The organism is Phenylobacterium composti DSM 19425, from assembly GCF_059568645.1.
Genome location: NZ_JCANTT010000014.1, coordinates 317,321 through 331,739, shown reverse-complemented (window position 1 = coordinate 331,739; position 14,419 = coordinate 317,321). Strand labels below are relative to the sequence as shown.

Annotated in this window: 15 protein-coding genes and 1 tRNA gene; 1 reads left to right on the top strand and 15 read right to left on the bottom strand. The window is 67.5% G+C overall.

Annotation, left to right across the window (positions count from 1 at the left end; all coding sequences use genetic code 11):
- Nucleotide 1: 1 nt before the first annotated feature.
- From BO64_RS10320 to BO64_RS10255, 14 genes are all read right to left on the bottom strand, one after another.
- Entirely contained in the window at nt 2–1,486 is a 1,485-nt protein-coding gene (locus BO64_RS10320; RefSeq protein WP_496403204.1) for an NADH-quinone oxidoreductase subunit M, read from the bottom strand.
- A 15-nt stretch (nt 1,487–1,501) separates the two neighbouring features.
- Nucleotides 1,502–3,715 carry an NADH-quinone oxidoreductase subunit L gene (gene nuoL, locus BO64_RS10315; protein WP_496403203.1) on the bottom strand — a complete coding sequence of 738 codons (2,214 nt, stop codon included), beginning with the start codon at nt 3,713–3,715 and terminating at the stop codon, nt 1,502–1,504.
- An 11-nt stretch (nt 3,716–3,726) separates the two neighbouring features.
- Entirely contained in the window at nt 3,727–4,035 is a 309-nt protein-coding gene (nuoK, locus tag BO64_RS10310) for an NADH-quinone oxidoreductase subunit NuoK (protein WP_012522347.1), read from the bottom strand.
- Nucleotides 4,032–4,658 carry an NADH-quinone oxidoreductase subunit J gene (locus BO64_RS10305; RefSeq protein WP_496403202.1) on the bottom strand — a complete coding sequence of 209 codons (627 nt, stop codon included), beginning with the start codon at nt 4,656–4,658 and terminating at the stop codon, nt 4,032–4,034. Before BO64_RS10305 ends, nuoK begins: the two co-directional genes overlap by 4 nt.
- A gap of 63 nt (nt 4,659–4,721) precedes the next feature.
- A complete protein-coding gene (gene nuoI / locus BO64_RS10300; protein WP_496403201.1) occupies nt 4,722–5,213 on the bottom strand; it encodes an NADH-quinone oxidoreductase subunit NuoI in 492 nt (163 codons plus the stop codon).
- Nucleotides 5,214–5,221: 8 nt separating this feature from the next.
- Nucleotides 5,222–5,413, bottom strand: coding sequence for a hypothetical protein (locus tag BO64_RS10295; protein WP_496403200.1), 192 nt, complete (start codon nt 5,411–5,413; stop codon nt 5,222–5,224).
- 5 nt (nt 5,414–5,418) lie between these two features.
- Nucleotides 5,419–6,507: an NADH-quinone oxidoreductase subunit NuoH gene (gene nuoH / locus BO64_RS10290; RefSeq protein ID WP_496403199.1), complete on the bottom strand. Its 1,089-nt coding sequence runs from the start codon at nt 6,505–6,507 to the stop codon at nt 5,419–5,421.
- A gap of 3 nt (nt 6,508–6,510) precedes the next feature.
- Nucleotides 6,511–8,550: an NADH-quinone oxidoreductase subunit NuoG gene (nuoG, locus tag BO64_RS10285; RefSeq protein WP_496403198.1), complete on the bottom strand. Its 2,040-nt coding sequence runs from the start codon at nt 8,548–8,550 to the stop codon at nt 6,511–6,513.
- Nucleotides 8,551–8,556: 6 nt separating this feature from the next.
- Entirely contained in the window at nt 8,557–9,870 is a 1,314-nt protein-coding gene (gene nuoF / locus BO64_RS10280) for an NADH-quinone oxidoreductase subunit NuoF (protein ID WP_496403197.1), read from the bottom strand.
- A complete protein-coding gene (nuoE, locus tag BO64_RS10275) occupies nt 9,870–10,532 on the bottom strand; it encodes an NADH-quinone oxidoreductase subunit NuoE (protein WP_496403196.1) in 663 nt (220 codons plus the stop codon). The genes nuoF and nuoE overlap by 1 nt, the downstream gene beginning before the upstream one ends.
- Nucleotides 10,529–11,764: an NADH-quinone oxidoreductase subunit D gene (locus BO64_RS10270; protein ID WP_496403195.1), complete on the bottom strand. Its 1,236-nt coding sequence runs from the start codon at nt 11,762–11,764 to the stop codon at nt 10,529–10,531. Before BO64_RS10270 ends, nuoE begins: the two co-directional genes overlap by 4 nt.
- Nucleotides 11,761–12,393, bottom strand: a complete 633-nt coding sequence (locus BO64_RS10265; protein ID WP_496403194.1) for an NADH-quinone oxidoreductase subunit C — start codon at nt 12,391–12,393, stop codon at nt 11,761–11,763. Before BO64_RS10265 ends, BO64_RS10270 begins: the two co-directional genes overlap by 4 nt.
- Nucleotides 12,390–12,971 carry a NuoB/complex I 20 kDa subunit family protein gene (locus BO64_RS10260; protein ID WP_496403193.1) on the bottom strand — a complete coding sequence of 194 codons (582 nt, stop codon included), beginning with the start codon at nt 12,969–12,971 and terminating at the stop codon, nt 12,390–12,392. The genes BO64_RS10265 and BO64_RS10260 overlap by 4 nt, the downstream gene beginning before the upstream one ends.
- Complete coding sequence (locus BO64_RS10255; RefSeq protein ID WP_496403192.1) at nt 12,941–13,318, bottom strand: NADH-quinone oxidoreductase subunit A; 378 nt, start codon at nt 13,316–13,318, stop codon at nt 12,941–12,943. Before BO64_RS10255 ends, BO64_RS10260 begins: the two co-directional genes overlap by 31 nt.
- 193 nt (nt 13,319–13,511) lie before the next feature.
- Between BO64_RS10255 and BO64_RS10250 the strand changes: the two genes are divergently transcribed.
- Nucleotides 13,512–13,588, top strand: a tRNA-Asp gene (locus BO64_RS10250).
- Nucleotides 13,589–13,622: 34 nt separating this feature from the next.
- On the opposite strand, the gene BO64_RS10245 is transcribed toward BO64_RS10250, so the two are convergent.
- Nucleotides 13,623–14,408: an MliC family protein gene (locus tag BO64_RS10245; RefSeq protein WP_496403191.1), complete on the bottom strand. Its 786-nt coding sequence runs from the start codon at nt 14,406–14,408 to the stop codon at nt 13,623–13,625.
- Between the last annotated feature and the right edge of the window lie 11 nt (nt 14,409–14,419).

Here is a 14,419-nt window from a genome sequence, read left to right as displayed (position 1 = left end):
CTCACCCGCCGATGGCCGCCTGGTAGGCAGCGACGAGCTGCTCCACCGAAGCCGCGGTCAGGTTGAAGACGGAGTTGGGCTGGATGCCCAGATACAGGGTGGAAACGATCAGCGGCGCAAAGATCGCCACTTCCCGCCAGTCGAGGTCGGTGATGGCGGCCAGCTTCGGATTGGTCAGCTCGCCGAAGATCACGCGCCGGTACAGCGTCAGGGCATAGACCGCCGACAGGATGATGCCGGTGGCGGCCAGGACCGCCGTCCAGGTGGAGGCCTGATAGGTCCCGGTCATGGTGAGGATTTCACCGATGAAGCCCGAGGTGCCCGGCAGGCCCACATTGCCCATGGTGAACAGCATGAACACCGCGGCGTACCAGGGCATGCGGTTCACCAGGCCGCCGTAGAAGGCGATCTCGCGGGTGTGCATGCGGTCGTAGACGACGCCGACGCAGAGGAAGAGCGCGCCCGAGATGACCCCGTGGGAGATCATCTGGAACAGGGCCCCCTGCTCGCCCGCGGTGTTGCCCGAGAAGATGCCCATGGTCACGAAGCCCATGTGGGCAACCGACGAATAGGCGATCAGCTTCTTGATGTCCGTCTGCCGGAAGGCGACCAGCGAGGTGTAGATCACCGCGATCACCGACAGGGCGAACACCAGCGGGGCGAACATCTCCGAGGCGTTCGGGAACATGGGCAGGCTGAAGCGCATGAAGCCGTAGCCGCCCATCTTCAGCAGGATGCCCGCCAGGATCACCGAGCCGGCCGTCGGCGCCTCCACGTGGGCGTCGGGCAGCCAGGTGTGCACCGGCCACATGGGCATCTTCACCGCGAACGAGGCGAAGAATGCCAGCCAGAGCCAGGTCTGGACGCCGCCCGGGAAGTCGTGGGCCATCAGCTCGGGGATCGAGGCCGTGCCGGTCGTGCCGATCATGTAGAGGATCGCCGCCAGCATGAGCACCGAGCCCAGCAGGGTGTAGAGGAAGAACTTGTAGGCCGCGTACACGCGCCGGGCGCCGCCCCAGATGCCGATGATCAGGAACATCGGCACCAGGCTGAACTCGAAGAAGATGTAGAACAGCACCAGGTCCAGGGCGCAGAACACCCCGACCACCAGGGCCTCGAGGATCAGGAAGGCGATCAGGTATTCCTGAACGCGCTTCTCGATGGAGGTCCAGGACGCCGCGATGCAGAGCGGCATCAGGAAGGCCGTCAGGACGACCAGCAGGACCGAGATCCCGTCCACGCCCATGCGGTAGCTGAGGCCCGCGAACCAGGCGGTCTCCTCCAGGAACTGGAAGCCCGGGTTGGACGGGTCGTACTGGACCAGCAGCAGCACCGAGAGCGCGAAGGTCGCCAGGGTGGTGACCAGCGCGATCCACTTGGACGTGCTGACGCTCTTGGCGTCATCGCCGTTGCCGAACAGGCGCAGCGCCAGGATGCCGGCGACGCCGATCAGCGGGGTGAAGGTGATGAGGGAGAGAAGCGGCATTGATTGTTATCCCCCTCAGGCGTTCCAGGCCCACAGGGCGAAGGTCAGCAGGCCCGCGACGCCGAGCAGCATCACGAAGGCGTAGTGGTACACGTAGCCGGATTGCAGGCGGCCGGCGCCCTTCCCCAGCTTGACCGACAGCGCCGAGACGCCGTCCGGCCCGAAGCGGTCGATGATCTTCTGGTCCCCGCCCTTCCAGAACAGGTCGCCCAGGAACTTGGCCGCCCGGACGAAGGTCGCCTGGTACAGCTCGTCGAAGAACCACTTGTTGTAGAAGAACGTGTAGAGCGGACCGCCACGGGCGGCGAGGCGCGCGCCCAGGCCTTCCTTCAGGATGTAGACGTAGGCGGCGACCAGCAGGCCGAGGATCGAGGCCACGAGCGGGGCCAGGATCACCCAGGCCGGCGCGTGGTGGCCTTCGGCGGCGGCCTCGGCCGGCGCCGGGCCCTCGGCGTGCGCAGCCGCTTCGGCCGGCGCGTGGTCGGCGGCCGCCTCGGCATGGGTCGCCGGAGACGCGGCGTGGTGCTCGACGGGCGCATTGTAGATGGCGCCGCGCCAGAACTCGGCCTTCTCCTCGCCGATGAACTGGTGATGGAAGGCGAAGCCCGCCGCGATCGCGCCGATCGACAGGACGATCAGCGGGATGCGCATGCTCCACGGGCTTTCGTGCGGCAGGTGCTCGCCGTGGCCGTGGCCGGCGTGGCCATGGGCATGATCGTCGGCCAGCGGCTCGTCATGGGTCTCGGCCTGGGCGTCGGTGGCGTGGTCGCCGTGCGCGCCGTGGGCTTCGTCATGATGGTCGCGGTTGTGCCAGTGGTGCTCAAGGTCCTCGGGCGTCCAGCGGGCATGGCCGTTGAAGGTGAAGAACGCCAGGCGCCAGGAGTAGAAGGCCGTCAGACCCGCCACCAGCACGCCGATGACGAAGGCGAACCAGCCGATGGCGTGGCCGGCCTGCGCCGCCTCATAGGCCGCGTGGATGATCGCGTCCTTCGAGTAGAAGCCGGCGAAGCCCCAGTCGACGAACGGAATGCCCAGGCCGGTGATGGCGATGGTGCCGATGGTCATCACCGCGAAGGTGATCGGCAGGAACTTGGCCAGGGCGCCATAGCGCCGCATGTCCTGCTCGTGCGCCATGCCATGGATCACCGAGCCGGCGCCCAGGAACAGCAGCGCCTTGAAGAAGGCGTGGGTGAACAGGTGGAACATGGCCGCCTGATAGGCGCCCACGCCCGCGGCGAAGAACATGTAGCCGAGCTGCGAGCAGGTCGAATAGGCGATGACCCGCTTGATGTCGTTCTGGGTCAGGCCGACCGTGGCGGCGAACAGCGCGGTGACGGCGCCGATCACGGTGACGATGTTCTTGGCCACCGGGGCGTATTCGAACATCGGCGAGAGCAGGCAGACCATGTAGACGCCGGCCGTCACCATGGTGGCGGCGTGGATCAGGGCCGACACCGGGGTCGGGCCTTCCATGGCGTCGGGCAGCCAGGTGTGCAGGAAGAACTGCGCGGACTTGCCCATGGCGCCGATGAACAGCAGGCCGCAGGCGAGATCCATCAGTCGCCAGTCACGGCCGATGAACGACCAAGTGCGGTCGGCGCCGTCGGCGATCTGCGGGAAGATCTCGGCGAACTGGATGGTCCCGAAGGCCCAGAACACGGTCATGATGCCGAGGGCGAAACCAAAGTCGCCCACCCGGTTGACCACGAAGGCCTTGATCGAGGCGGCGTTGGCCGTGGGCTTCTGGAACCAGAAGCCGATCAGCAGGTAGCTCGCCAGGCCCACGCCTTCCCAGCCGAAGAACAGCTGCATCAGGTCGGCGGCGCTGATCAGCGACAGCATGGCGAAGGTGAAGAGCGACAGGTAGGCGAAGAACCGCGGCTTGTGCGGATCCTCGGCCATGTAGCCCCACGAATAGAGGTGCACGAGCGAGGAGACGGTGGTCACCACCACCAGCATCACCGCCGACAGGCCGTCCAGGCGGAACGACCAGTTGGAGACGAAGTCGCCCACGTGGATGAACGGGGCGTAGGTGACGGTGAAGGGCTCCAGCCCGCCCCAGGTCCAGCGGCTGAACACCACCCACGACAGGGCGGCCGACAGGAACAGCAGGCCCGTGGTGACGGCCTGCGAAACCTTGGTTGGGATCACCCGGCCGAACAGGCCAGCCGTGATCGCGCCCAGCAGCGGGCCAAACAGAATGACGGTGACGAGGACTTTCGGATCCATAGCGCTCGCGCTCAGCCCTTCATCATCGAGGCGTCGTCGACGGAGATGTCGCCGCGGTTACGGAAGAAGGTGACCAGGATGGCCAGGCCCACGGCGGCTTCGGCGGCCGCGACGGTGAGCACGAACATGGCGAAGATCTGCCCCACCACGTCCCCCAGATAGACCGAGAACGCCACCAGATTGATGTTCACCGCGAGCAGGATGAGCTCGATCGACATCAGGATGACGATGATGTTCTTGCGGTTCACGAAGATGCCGAAGACGCCGATCGTGAAGAGGATGGCGGCGACGGCCAGATAGTGCGCGAGGCCGATGGTCATTCCCCGATCCCTTCGCCCGGCTTGATGTCGACGATACGCATGCCGGTCTTCGGCGAGCGCAGAACTTGGTCGGCGACGACCTGACGCTTGACGCCCGGCTTATGGCGCAGGGTGAGCACGATCGCCCCGATCATGGCCACCAGCAGCACAAGGCCCGCCGCCTGGAAGAAATAGACGTAATCCGTGTAGAGCACCCGGCCGATGGCCTCGGCGTTCGTCACGTTGGCCCCGGCGCCGCCCGACGCCATGGGGCCGGCGCTCTCGGCGGCGGCTCCGCGGCTGGCGACCGTCGAGGAGACGACGATCATCTCCACGGCCAGCACGCCCGCGATCAGCAGCCCCAGGGGCATGTACCGGGCGAAGCCCTGCCGCAAGGCGGCGAAGTCGACGTCCAGCATCATCACCACGAACAGGAACAGCACCGCGACCGCGCCCACGTAGACGACGACCAGCAGCATGGCGAGGAACTCCGCGCCCATCAGGACGAAGAGCCCAGCGGCCGAGAAAAAGGCCAGGATCAGCCACAGCACCGAGTGCACCGGGTTGCGCGCGGAAACCACGCAGAAACCGGCTCCGACGGTGACTGCCGCCATCAGGTAAAATGCGATCGCCTGCAGGGCCATTCGGCTCTCTTTTCGTCCCTCGGATTTGCCCGCCAAGGCGGGCGGCGGAATCGCGCCGCGGGTTTAGCGGTACGGCGCGTCCAGTTCCAGATTCTTCGCGATCTCCCGCTCCCAGCGGTCGCCGTTATCCAGCAGGCGCTCCTTGTCGTAGTAGAGCTCCTCGCGGGTCTCGACGGCGAACTCCAGGTTCGGGCCCTCGACGATGGCGTCCACCGGGCAGGCCTCCTGGCACAGGCCGCAGTAGATGCACTTGACCATGTCGATGTCGTAGCGGGTCGTACGGCGGCTGCCATCGGCGCGCGGCTCGGCCTCGATGGTGATGGCCTGGGCCGGGCAGATGGCCTCGCAGAGCTTGCAGGCGATGCAGCGCTCTTCCCCGTTGGGATAGCGGCGCAGGGCGTGCTCGCCGCGGAAACGCGGGCTCTGCGGGTTGCGCTCGTGCGGGTACTGCACGGTCTTCTTGGGCCGCACCATGTGCTTCATGGCGAGGCCGAAGGCGCCGGCGAAATCCAGCAGCGCCGCCCCCTTCACCGCCTGACCGATCCGGTTCAGCATCGTCAGTCTCAGTCCTTCTGACAGGACCAGTGGTCCAGACGCCTGGCGTCCCCCTGGTCCCGAAGCTTCAAGGTCAGCCCCTTCGCCGCGCAAGCCTGCTGCGCGTCGCGAAGAGCGTCATAGGTGGCCAGGCCCTCGTCCCGGAACGCAGGCGCGCTCGCGCAGGCGCCGAGCGCCAGGAGGCCGATCATGGCGGCCACGGTCCTCACGCGCCCGCCGCCGGCCGGAGCACGAACAGCGCCCAGCCCGAGATGAAGAAGATCGCCACCAGCGAGAACGGCAGGAACACCTTCCACCCCAGCCGCATCAGCTGGTCGTACCGGTAGCGCGGCACGATCGCCTTCGCCATGGCGACGAGGAAGAAGAAGAAGATGACCTTCAGGAAGAACCACATGAAGTAGAAGAAGCTCGCCGCCGTGGCCGGCCACGCATCGGTGAACGGCGTCGGGAACGGCGCATTCCACCCGCCGAAGAACAGGATCGTGGTCATCGCGCAGATGAGCACGATGTTCGCGTACTCGCCGATCATGAACAGCAGGTACGGGGTCGACGAGTATTCCACCTGATAGCCGGCCACGAGTTCGGACTCGGCTTCCGGCAGGTCGAAGGGCGGACGGTTGGTCTCGGCCAGGCCCGAGATGAAGAAGATCACCGCCAGCGGGATCATGGCGAGCAGCAGCGGCAGCTTCTCGACGCCGCCCGGACCGCCGAAGACGTACCAGTTCCAGAAGCCGCCGGCCTGGCTGGTGACGATGCCCTGCAGGTTCATGGTGCCGGCCAGCACGATCACGGCCACGATGATGAAGCCGAGGGAGACCTCGTACGACACCATCTGGGCGGCGCTGCGCAGCGACCCCAGGAACGGGTACTTCGAGTTGGACGCCCAGCCACCCATGATGATGCCGTAGACGCCGAGCGAGCTGATGGCGAACAGGTAGAGGATGCCGACGTTGATGTCGGACACCACCCAGCCCGGCGCCAGGGGCATCACCGCCCAGGCCGCGAAGGCCAGGGTGAAGCTGATCAGCGGCGCCAGGAGGAAGACCACCTTGTCGGCGCCCGAGGGGATCACGATCTCCTTCAGCACGAACTTGAAGAAGTCGGCGAAGGACTGCAGCAGGCCGAAGGGGCCCACCACATTGGGGCCTTTGCGCATCTGCACGCCGGCCCAGATCTTGCGGTCGGCCAGCAGCAGGAAGGCCAGCGACAGCAGAATCCAGATCATCACGGCCAGGATCTGGCCGATGGTGAGCAGGGTCCAGCCGCCGGGAGTTTCCCAGAAGGAAGTCTGCATCGCCTACTCCGCCGCGATCTTCGTGGCGCCGGCCGCGAGCGCGGCGCATTCGGCCATCGTCACGCTGGCGCGGGCGATGGGGTTGGTGAGGTAGAAGTTCTTCACGCCGCTCCAGAACGGCTCGTCCGATAGCTCGCCCTTGGCGCCCAGGACGCTGAAGTCCAGGGCCGCGGGGGTCTCGGGCACATAGTCGATGCGGCCGAAGGTGGGATGGTCGGCGAACAGCCTGGCGCGCAGTTCGTCCAGGCTGTCGTAGGGCAGCTTGGCGCCCACGCGCTCGGACAGCGCCCGCAGGATCGCCCAGTCCTCCTTGGCCTCGCCCTTCGGGAAGACGGCGCGGAAGCCGAGCTGCACGCGGCCCTCGGTGTTCACATAGATGCCGTTCTTCTCGGTGTAGGCCGCCGCCGGCAGGATGACGTCGGCGCGGTGCGCGCCGGCGTCGCCGTGGGTGCCCATGTAGACGACGAAGGCGTCGGACTGGCCAAGGTCGATCTCGTCGGCGCCCATCAGGAACAGGACGTCGGCGCCGCCCTTCCGGACCAGCTCGCCGGCGGTCTTGCCGCCCTCGGCGGGGACGAAGCCCAGGTCGAGGCCGCCCACCCGGCTGGCCGCCGTGTGCAGCACGTTCCAGGCCATGCCGAAGCTCTTGGCCACGGCGGCGGCCGCCTGCAGCACCGCGGCGCTGTCGGGCCGGGTCAGGGCGCCGGCGCCGAGGATGATGGCCGGGGCCTTGGCCTCCTTGAGCGCCTTCACGAAGTCGCTCTTGGAGCGGGACAGGCCGGCCAGGGCGGCCGGACCCGCGCCGAGGTGGTCGTAGCTGTAAGTCAGGTCGGCGGCCTCGCCGATGACGCCCACGCGCAGGGCGCCCGCCAGCCAGCGCTTGCGCAGGCGGGCGTTGAGCACCGGGGCCTCGATCCGCGGGTTGGAGCCGACGATCAGCACCACGTCGGCGTCCTCGATGCCCATCAGGCTCGAGTTGAACAGCCAGCTCTCCCGGGGCCCCTGCCCCAGCACCATGCCGTCCTGGCGGCAGTCCAGGCTGGCGACGCCGAGGGCGCCGAACAGGTCCTTGGCCGCCTTCATGGACTCGGCGTCCTGCAGGTCGCCGGCGATGACGCCGATGCGGTCGGCGGGCGCGGCCTTCAGCTTGGCGGCCACCAGGTCCAGGGCCTCGCCCCAGGCCGCCGGCCGCAGCTTGCCGTTCTCACGCACATAGGGACGGTCGAGGCGCTGACGCGACAGGCCGTCGATGGCGTAGCGGGTCTTGTCGGAGATCCACTCCTCGTTCACCGCGTCGTTGACGCGCGGCAGGACGCGCAGGACCGCCGGGCCGCGGCTGTCGACGCGGATGGCCGAGCCGAGGGCGTCCATGACGTCGACGCTCTCGGTCTTCTTCAGCTCCCAGGGGCGGTAGTTGAAGGCCCAAGGCTTGTGGGTCAGGGCGCCGACCGGGCACAGGTCGATGACGTTGGCGCTCAGTTCCGAGCTCACCGCCTTGTCGAGATAGGTCGTGATTTCAACGTCTTCGCCGCGGGAGATGAGACCGATGTCAGGAACCCCGGCCACCTCGGTGATGAAGCGGACGCAGCGGGTGCACTGGATGCACCGGGTCATGACCGTCTTGATCAGCGGACCCATGTACTTTTCTTCGACGGCCCGCTTGTTCTCCTGGTAGCGGGAATCGTCGCGGCCATAGCCCATGGCCTGGTCCTGCAGGTCGCACTCGCCGCCCTGGTCGCAGATCGGGCAGTCCAGGGGGTGGTTGATGAGCAGGAACTCCATCACCCCGTGACGGGCCTTCTTCACCATCGGCGTGTCGGTGAAGATCTCCTGGCCCTCGGCGGCCGGCAGGGCGCACGAGGCCTGCGGCTTCGGCGGGCCCGGACGCACCTCGACGAGGCACATGCGGCAGTTGCCGGCGATCGACAGCCGCTCGTGATAGCAGAAGCGCGGGATCTCCTTGCCGGCCAGTTCGCAGACCTGCAGGACGTTCATCCCCGGCTCGAACTCGACCTCGACCCCGTCGACCTTGGCGATAGGCATACCCGACTACTCCGCCGCGATGGACGCGCCGGCGTAGGAGCCCTTGCGCGCGCGGTAGTTGTTGATCCGCTCCTCCACCTCGTGGCGGAAGTGCCGGAAAAGGCCCTGGATCGGCCAGGCGGCGGCGTCGCCGAGGCCGCAGATGGTGTGGCCCTCGACCTGGCTAGCCACGTCCAGCAGCAGGTCGATCTCGGACATCTCGGCTTCGCCGGTGACCATCCGCTCCATGACCCGCCACATCCAGCCGGTGCCCTCGCGGCACGGGGTGCACTGGCCGCAGCTCTCGTGCTTGTAGAAGTAGCTGGCCCGGGCGATGGCCTTCACCAGGTCCGCATCCTTGTCGAACACGATCATGGTGCCGGTGCCCAGACCCGAGCCCCGGGCCTGCAGGTCCTCGTAGGTCATCACGGCTTCCTCGGCCTCGTGAGCCGGGATCATGCGCACCGAGATGCCGCCCGGGATCACGGCCTTGAGGTTGCCCCAGCCGCCGCGGACGCCGCCGAAGTGCTCCTCGATGAGCTGCCGCATGGGGATGCCCACCACGTCCTCGACGACGCAGGGCGTGTTCACATGGCCCGAGGCCGCGAACAGCTTGGTGCCGGTGGACTTCTCGGTGCCGAAGCCGGCGAACCAGTCGGCGCCGCGGCGCAGGATGGAGCCGACGACCGAGATGGACTCGACGTTGTTAATGGTGGTCGGGCAGCCCCAGATCCCCGCCCCCGCCGGGAACGGCGGCTTCAGGCGCGGCTGGCCCTTCTTGCCCTCGAGGCTCTCCATCAGGGCGGTCTCGTCGCCGCAGATGTAGGCCCCGCCCCCGTGCTGGATACGGATGTCGCAGTCCCAGCCGTGGATGTTGCCCGGCCCGATCAGCTTGGCCTCGTAGGCCTGCTTGATGGCCGCCGTCAGGCGCTCGCGCTCATGCACGTACTCGCCGCGGATGTAGATGTAGGCCGTGTGCGCCCGGATCGCCCGGCAGGCGATCAGGCAGCCCTCGATCAGCAGGTGCGGATCGTTGCGCAGGATGTCGCGGTCCTTGCACGCGCCCGGTTCGGACTCGTCGGCGTTGACCACGAGGTAGTGCGGCCGCTCGCTCTCCTGCTTGGGCATGAAGGTCCACTTCAGCCCGGTGGGGAAGCCCGCCCCGCCCCGGCCGCGCAGGCCCGACGCCTTGATCTGGTCGCAGATCCACTCGGGCGTCTGGGCGATGATGTCCTTCGTCCCGTTCCAGCAGCCGCGCTTCTTCGCCCCCTCCAGGCCCCAGTCATGCAGGCCGTAGAGGTTGGTGAAGATGCGGTCCTTGTCGGCAAGGATGCCCGCCATCACGCCTTCTCCTTCGCCGGCAGGTTCGGGATCTTGATCTTCTTGGCCCGCGAGCCGTCGTAGAGGCTCGGGTCGAGCAGCGTCTTCGGGCCGCCCTCGGGCGCGGAGCCCTGGCGGCCGATGGCCGAGCCCGGCGGCGGCGTGTTGCCGGCGGCGAACTCGTCCAGGAGCTTCTCGAAGCTCTCGGGCGTCAGATCCTCGTAGTAGTAGTCGTTGATGGCGGCCATCGGCGCATTGGCGCAGGCCCCCATGCACTCGACTTCCTGCCAATAGAACTTGCCGTCGGCCGAGCGATGGTTCTGCTCGCCGATGCGCCGCTTGCAGACGGCCATCAGGCCCTCGGCGCCACGGCTCTGGCACGGGGTCGTGCCGCAGACCTGCACCAGCGCATGGGTGCCCACCGGCTCCAGCATGAACATGGTGTAGAAGGTCGCGACCTCCAGCACGCGGATCACCGGCATGCCGAGCAGCTCGGCCACGGCGCGGATCGCCGGCTCGGAAACCCAGCCTTCCTGCTTCTGGACCAGCCACAGCACCGGCACCACGGCCGACTGCTGCTTGCCCGGCGGGAAGTTGGCCATCCAGGCCTTGGCCTTCTCCAGCGTCTCGGGGCTGAAGGCGAAGCTCTCAGGCTGGACTGGCGAAAGACGACGGACGCTCAACGGTCGATCTCCCCGAACACGATGTCGAGCGAACCCAGGATGGCGGAGACGTCGGCCAGCATGTGGCCGCGGTTCATCCAGTCCATCGCCTGCAGGTGCGCATAGCCCGGCGCGCGGATCTTGGCGCGGTACGGCTTGTTGGCGCCGTTGCTCACCAGATAGATCCCGAACTCGCCCTTGGGCGCTTCGACGGCGGCGTACGCGTCGCCGGGCGGCGTGCGATAGCCTTCGGTGAAGAGCTTGAAGTGGTGGATGAGCGCCTCCATCGAGCGCTTCATCTCGCCCCGCCGCGGCGGCGACACCTTGTGGTCGTCCACCAGCACCGGGCCCGGCGTCTTCAGCAGGCGATCACAGCACTGCTTCATGATCTTCGTGGACTCCCGCATCTCCTGCATGCGGCAGAGGTAGCGGTCGTAGCAGTCGCCGTTGACGCCCAGCGGGATGTCGAACTCCATCTCGGAGTACATGGCGTAGGGCTGGCTGCGGCGCAGGTCCCACGGGATGCCCGAGCCGCGGACCATGACGCCCGAGAAGCCCCAGGCCATGGCCTCTTCCTTGGTCACCACGCCGATGTCGACGTTGCGCTGCTTGAAGATGCGGTTGTCGGTGATCAGCCCCTCGATGTCGTCGAGGATCTTCGGGAAGGCGTCGCACCAGTCCGAGATGTCGCGGATCAGCTCTTCGGGCAGGTCCTGACGGACGCCGCCGACGCGGTAGTAGTTGGCGTGCAGACGGGCGCCCGAGGCGCGCTCGTAGAACACCATCAGCTTCTCGCGCTCTTCGAAGCCCCACAGCGGGGGCGTGAGCGCGCCGACGTCCATGGCCTGGGTCGTGACGTTCAGCAGGTGGTTCTTGATCCGGCCGATCTCGTCATAGAGCGTGCGGATCAGCAGCGCCCGGACCGGCGGCGTCACGCCGAGCAGCTTCTCGATGGCCAGGCAGTAGGCATGCTCCTGGTTCATCGGGGCCACGTAGTCCAGGCGATCCATGTAGGGGATCGTCTGCTGGTAGGGCCGCGCCTCCATCAGCTTCTCGGTGCCGCGGTGCAGCAGGCCGATGTGCGGGTCGACCCGCTCCACCACCTCGCCGTCCAGCTCCAGCACCAGGCGCAGCACGCCGTGCGCCGCCGGGTGCTGCGGGCCGAAGTTGATGTTGAACTTGCGGACCTTGGTCTCGGGCAGGCCCTGGACGTTGGCGTCGTTCGGCGCCGCCTGGATGTTCTGGCCGGTCATGACTTGGTCGCCTCGTCGGACTTCTCGTCGCCAGGCAGCATGGTCGCGAAGCCGCGCTCCGCGCCCTCCCAGGGCGAAAGGAAATCCCAGTTGCGCCACTCGACCGACTTCACGGGCTCGTAGACCACCCGCTTCAGCTCGTCGTCGTAGCGGACCTCGACGTAGCCGGTCATCGGGAAGTCCTTCCGCAGCGGATGGCCGTGGAAGCCGTAGTCGGTGAGAATCCGGCGCAGGTCGGGGTGGTTATCGAAGAACACGCCGTACATGTCGAACGCCTCGCGCTCGTACCAGTCGGCGTTCGGATAGACCGAGGTCACCGACGGGACGGCGGTGTCCTCGTCAGTCTGCACCCGCACGCGGATGCGGCGGTTCTTGGTGAAGGACAGCAGGTGATAGACGACGTCGAAGCGACGCTCGCGCTCCGGATAGTCGACGCCGCACAGGTCCACCAGCTGCTGGAAGCCGTAGGAATCGCGCAGCAGGGTCAGGGCCTCGACCACGCGCTCGGCCGCCGCGTTCAGCGACAGCTCGCCATAGGCCACCTCATAGCCGCCGAAGACGCCGGCGCCCTTCGCCACCAGCTCCTGGCCGAGCTGCTCCAGCTCGGAGTTCGTCGCAGGCCAGCTCATCGCACGATCGTCCCGGTGCGGCGGATCTTCTTCTGAAGCTGCAGCACGCCATAGACCAGCGCCTCGGCGGTGGGCGGGCAGCCGGGCACATAGACGTCCACCGGCACCACGCGGTCGCAGCCGCGCACGGTCGAATAGCTGAAGTAGTAGTAGCCGCCGCCGTTGGCGCACGAGCCCATGGAGATGACGTACCGGGGCTCAGGCATCTGGTCGTAGACCTTCCGCAGGGCCGGAGCCATCTTGTTCACCAGGGTGCCGGCGACGATCATCACGTCGGACTGGCGCGGGCTGGCGCGGGGGGCGAAGCCGTAGCGCTCCAGGTCGTAGCGCGGCATCGACGCCTGCATCATCTCGACCGCGCAGCAGGCCAGGCCGAACGTCATCCACATCAACGAGCCCGTGCGGGCCCAGGTGATGAGGTCGTCGGCGGCCGCGGTGACGAAGCCCTTGTCGGCCAGGCGCTGCGACACTCCGTCGAAGAACGGGTCGTGCAGCTTGGGATCATAGCCTTCGACGGTCGTGCGACCGGCGGAGCCCGCAGGAACGATCACTCCCATTCCAGGGCGCCTTTCTTCCATTCGTAGATGAAGCCCACCGTGAGGACGCCCAGGAAGGTCATCATCGACCAGAAGGCGAACTGCGCCACGTCGGCCGGAAGCTTCATGAGCGAGATGGCCCACGGGAACAGGAAGGCCACTTCCAGGTCGAAGATGATGAAGAGGATCGACACCAGATAGAACCGGATGTCGAACTTCATCCGCGCGTCGTCGAACGCGTTGAAGCCGCACTCATACGACGAGAGCTTTTCAGGGTCCGGGGCCTTGGGAGCGAGAATCGCCGCGGCCAGGATGAAGGCGATACCCAGCGCCGCCGCGATCCCAAGGAAGATCACGATGGGCAGGTACTCGAGAAGGAACGCGTTCATGGAGTCCTCGGGAGGAGTCGGGCGCCCTTCTAGACCAGCCGTCCCGGCGTTTCAAACAGCCGCTCGCAGTTGCGAAACGCTCGCAATCAGACGGCCTCAAACCAATCAAAATCACGTCGGAGGCAAACAGCCGTTGACACGATTCCGACGCGCCAATATGAGAGCCGCCTCGCCGGCCCCCCGGGGGCCACAAGCGGGTGTAGCTCAGTTGGTTAGAGCGCCGGCCTGTCACGCCGGAGGTCGCGGGTTCGAGCCCCGTCACTCGCGCCACTTCCCTCGGGAAGTAGCGTAGAATTCCCAAAAATCAGGACGTCAGGTCGATCCGCTCGATGCGCCAGGCGCGCTGGTCGGGCGTCGCCCCCGGCACGTCGTTCGTGCGGCGCAGAACGACCTTCCCCGACTCGTGCACCTCCTGCCCGGTCTTGAGTCGCCCGTAGATCACCACCGGCACCTCGACGAACAGCGAACCGGCCGCCCCTTCGATGCGGCCCGGCGCGCCGACCTGGGCGTTGTAGCTGCTGTAGCGGGCCAGATCGGGGGGCGCGCCATTGCGCATGAGCCGGGCCGCCTCGGCCGCCTTCCCGGCCGCAAGGTGCGCATAGAAGGTCTGGACCACATCGGCCGCGCCCTGGGCGCTCTCCGGCGTGAAGGGCGCCTCGGAGACGGGCGTGCGGTCGTCGGGCAGGCCGCCGGGCTGGCCGGGCGCCGGCGGTTCGACAGGCGGCGCATCGCCCGACCAGCAGCGGAGGGGTTCGGCGCTGGCCACATCCTCGCCGGGCTTCAGCTCGGCCAGGGTGGCCTCGGAGCCCTTGGTCCACCACTGGATGCCGTAGCCCACGTAACGGGCGCCGCTCGCCGAGATGGCCTGCTTCAGGGGATAGGGCCGGCCCTTCACCGTGACCATGGCGGCGCCGGCGTTCGGATAGCCCGCCTCCACCTGCTGGCCGTCCTCGCAGGTGTAGAGCGTCACCTGCGAGTCGGGATTCACCGTTCCCGACGCCGCGGCCGAGTCGGCCGGCGCGCCCGCGCCGCCGCCCGGCTGGCAAGCGCCGAGCGCCAGGGCGACGGCGGGATTCAGAATCGCGCGCATGGCCGGGTAAC

Coding starts and splice junctions, on each gene's coding strand:
- BO64_RS10320 (WP_496403204.1), bottom strand. CDS start 1,486: ATGCCGCTTCTCTCCCTCATCACCTTCACCCCGCTGATCGGCGTCGCC.
- nuoL (WP_496403203.1), bottom strand. CDS start 3,715: ATGGATCCGAAAGTCCTCGTCACCGTCATTCTGTTTGGCCCGCTGCTG.
- nuoK (WP_012522347.1), bottom strand. CDS start 4,035: ATGACCATCGGCCTCGCGCACTATCTGGCCGTCGCCGCCATCCTCTTC.
- BO64_RS10305 (WP_496403202.1), bottom strand. CDS start 4,658: ATGGCCCTGCAGGCGATCGCATTTTACCTGATGGCGGCAGTCACCGTC.
- nuoI (WP_496403201.1), bottom strand. CDS start 5,213: ATGCTGAACCGGATCGGTCAGGCGGTGAAGGGGGCGGCGCTGCTGGAT.
- nuoH (WP_496403199.1), bottom strand. CDS start 6,507: ATGCAGACTTCCTTCTGGGAAACTCCCGGCGGCTGGACCCTGCTCACC.
- nuoG (WP_496403198.1), bottom strand. CDS start 8,550: ATGCCTATCGCCAAGGTCGACGGGGTCGAGGTCGAGTTCGAGCCGGGG.
- nuoF (WP_496403197.1), bottom strand. CDS start 9,870: ATGGCGGGCATCCTTGCCGACAAGGACCGCATCTTCACCAACCTCTAC.
- BO64_RS10270 (WP_496403195.1), bottom strand. CDS start 11,764: ATGACCGGCCAGAACATCCAGGCGGCGCCGAACGACGCCAACGTCCAG.
- BO64_RS10265 (WP_496403194.1), bottom strand. CDS start 12,393: ATGAGCTGGCCTGCGACGAACTCCGAGCTGGAGCAGCTCGGCCAGGAG.
- BO64_RS10260 (WP_496403193.1), bottom strand. CDS start 12,971: ATGGAAGAAAGGCGCCCTGGAATGGGAGTGATCGTTCCTGCGGGCTCC.
- BO64_RS10255 (WP_496403192.1), bottom strand. CDS start 13,318: ATGAACGCGTTCCTTCTCGAGTACCTGCCCATCGTGATCTTCCTTGGG.
- BO64_RS10245 (WP_496403191.1), bottom strand. CDS start 14,408: ATGCGCGCGATTCTGAATCCCGCCGTCGCCCTGGCGCTCGGCGCTTGC.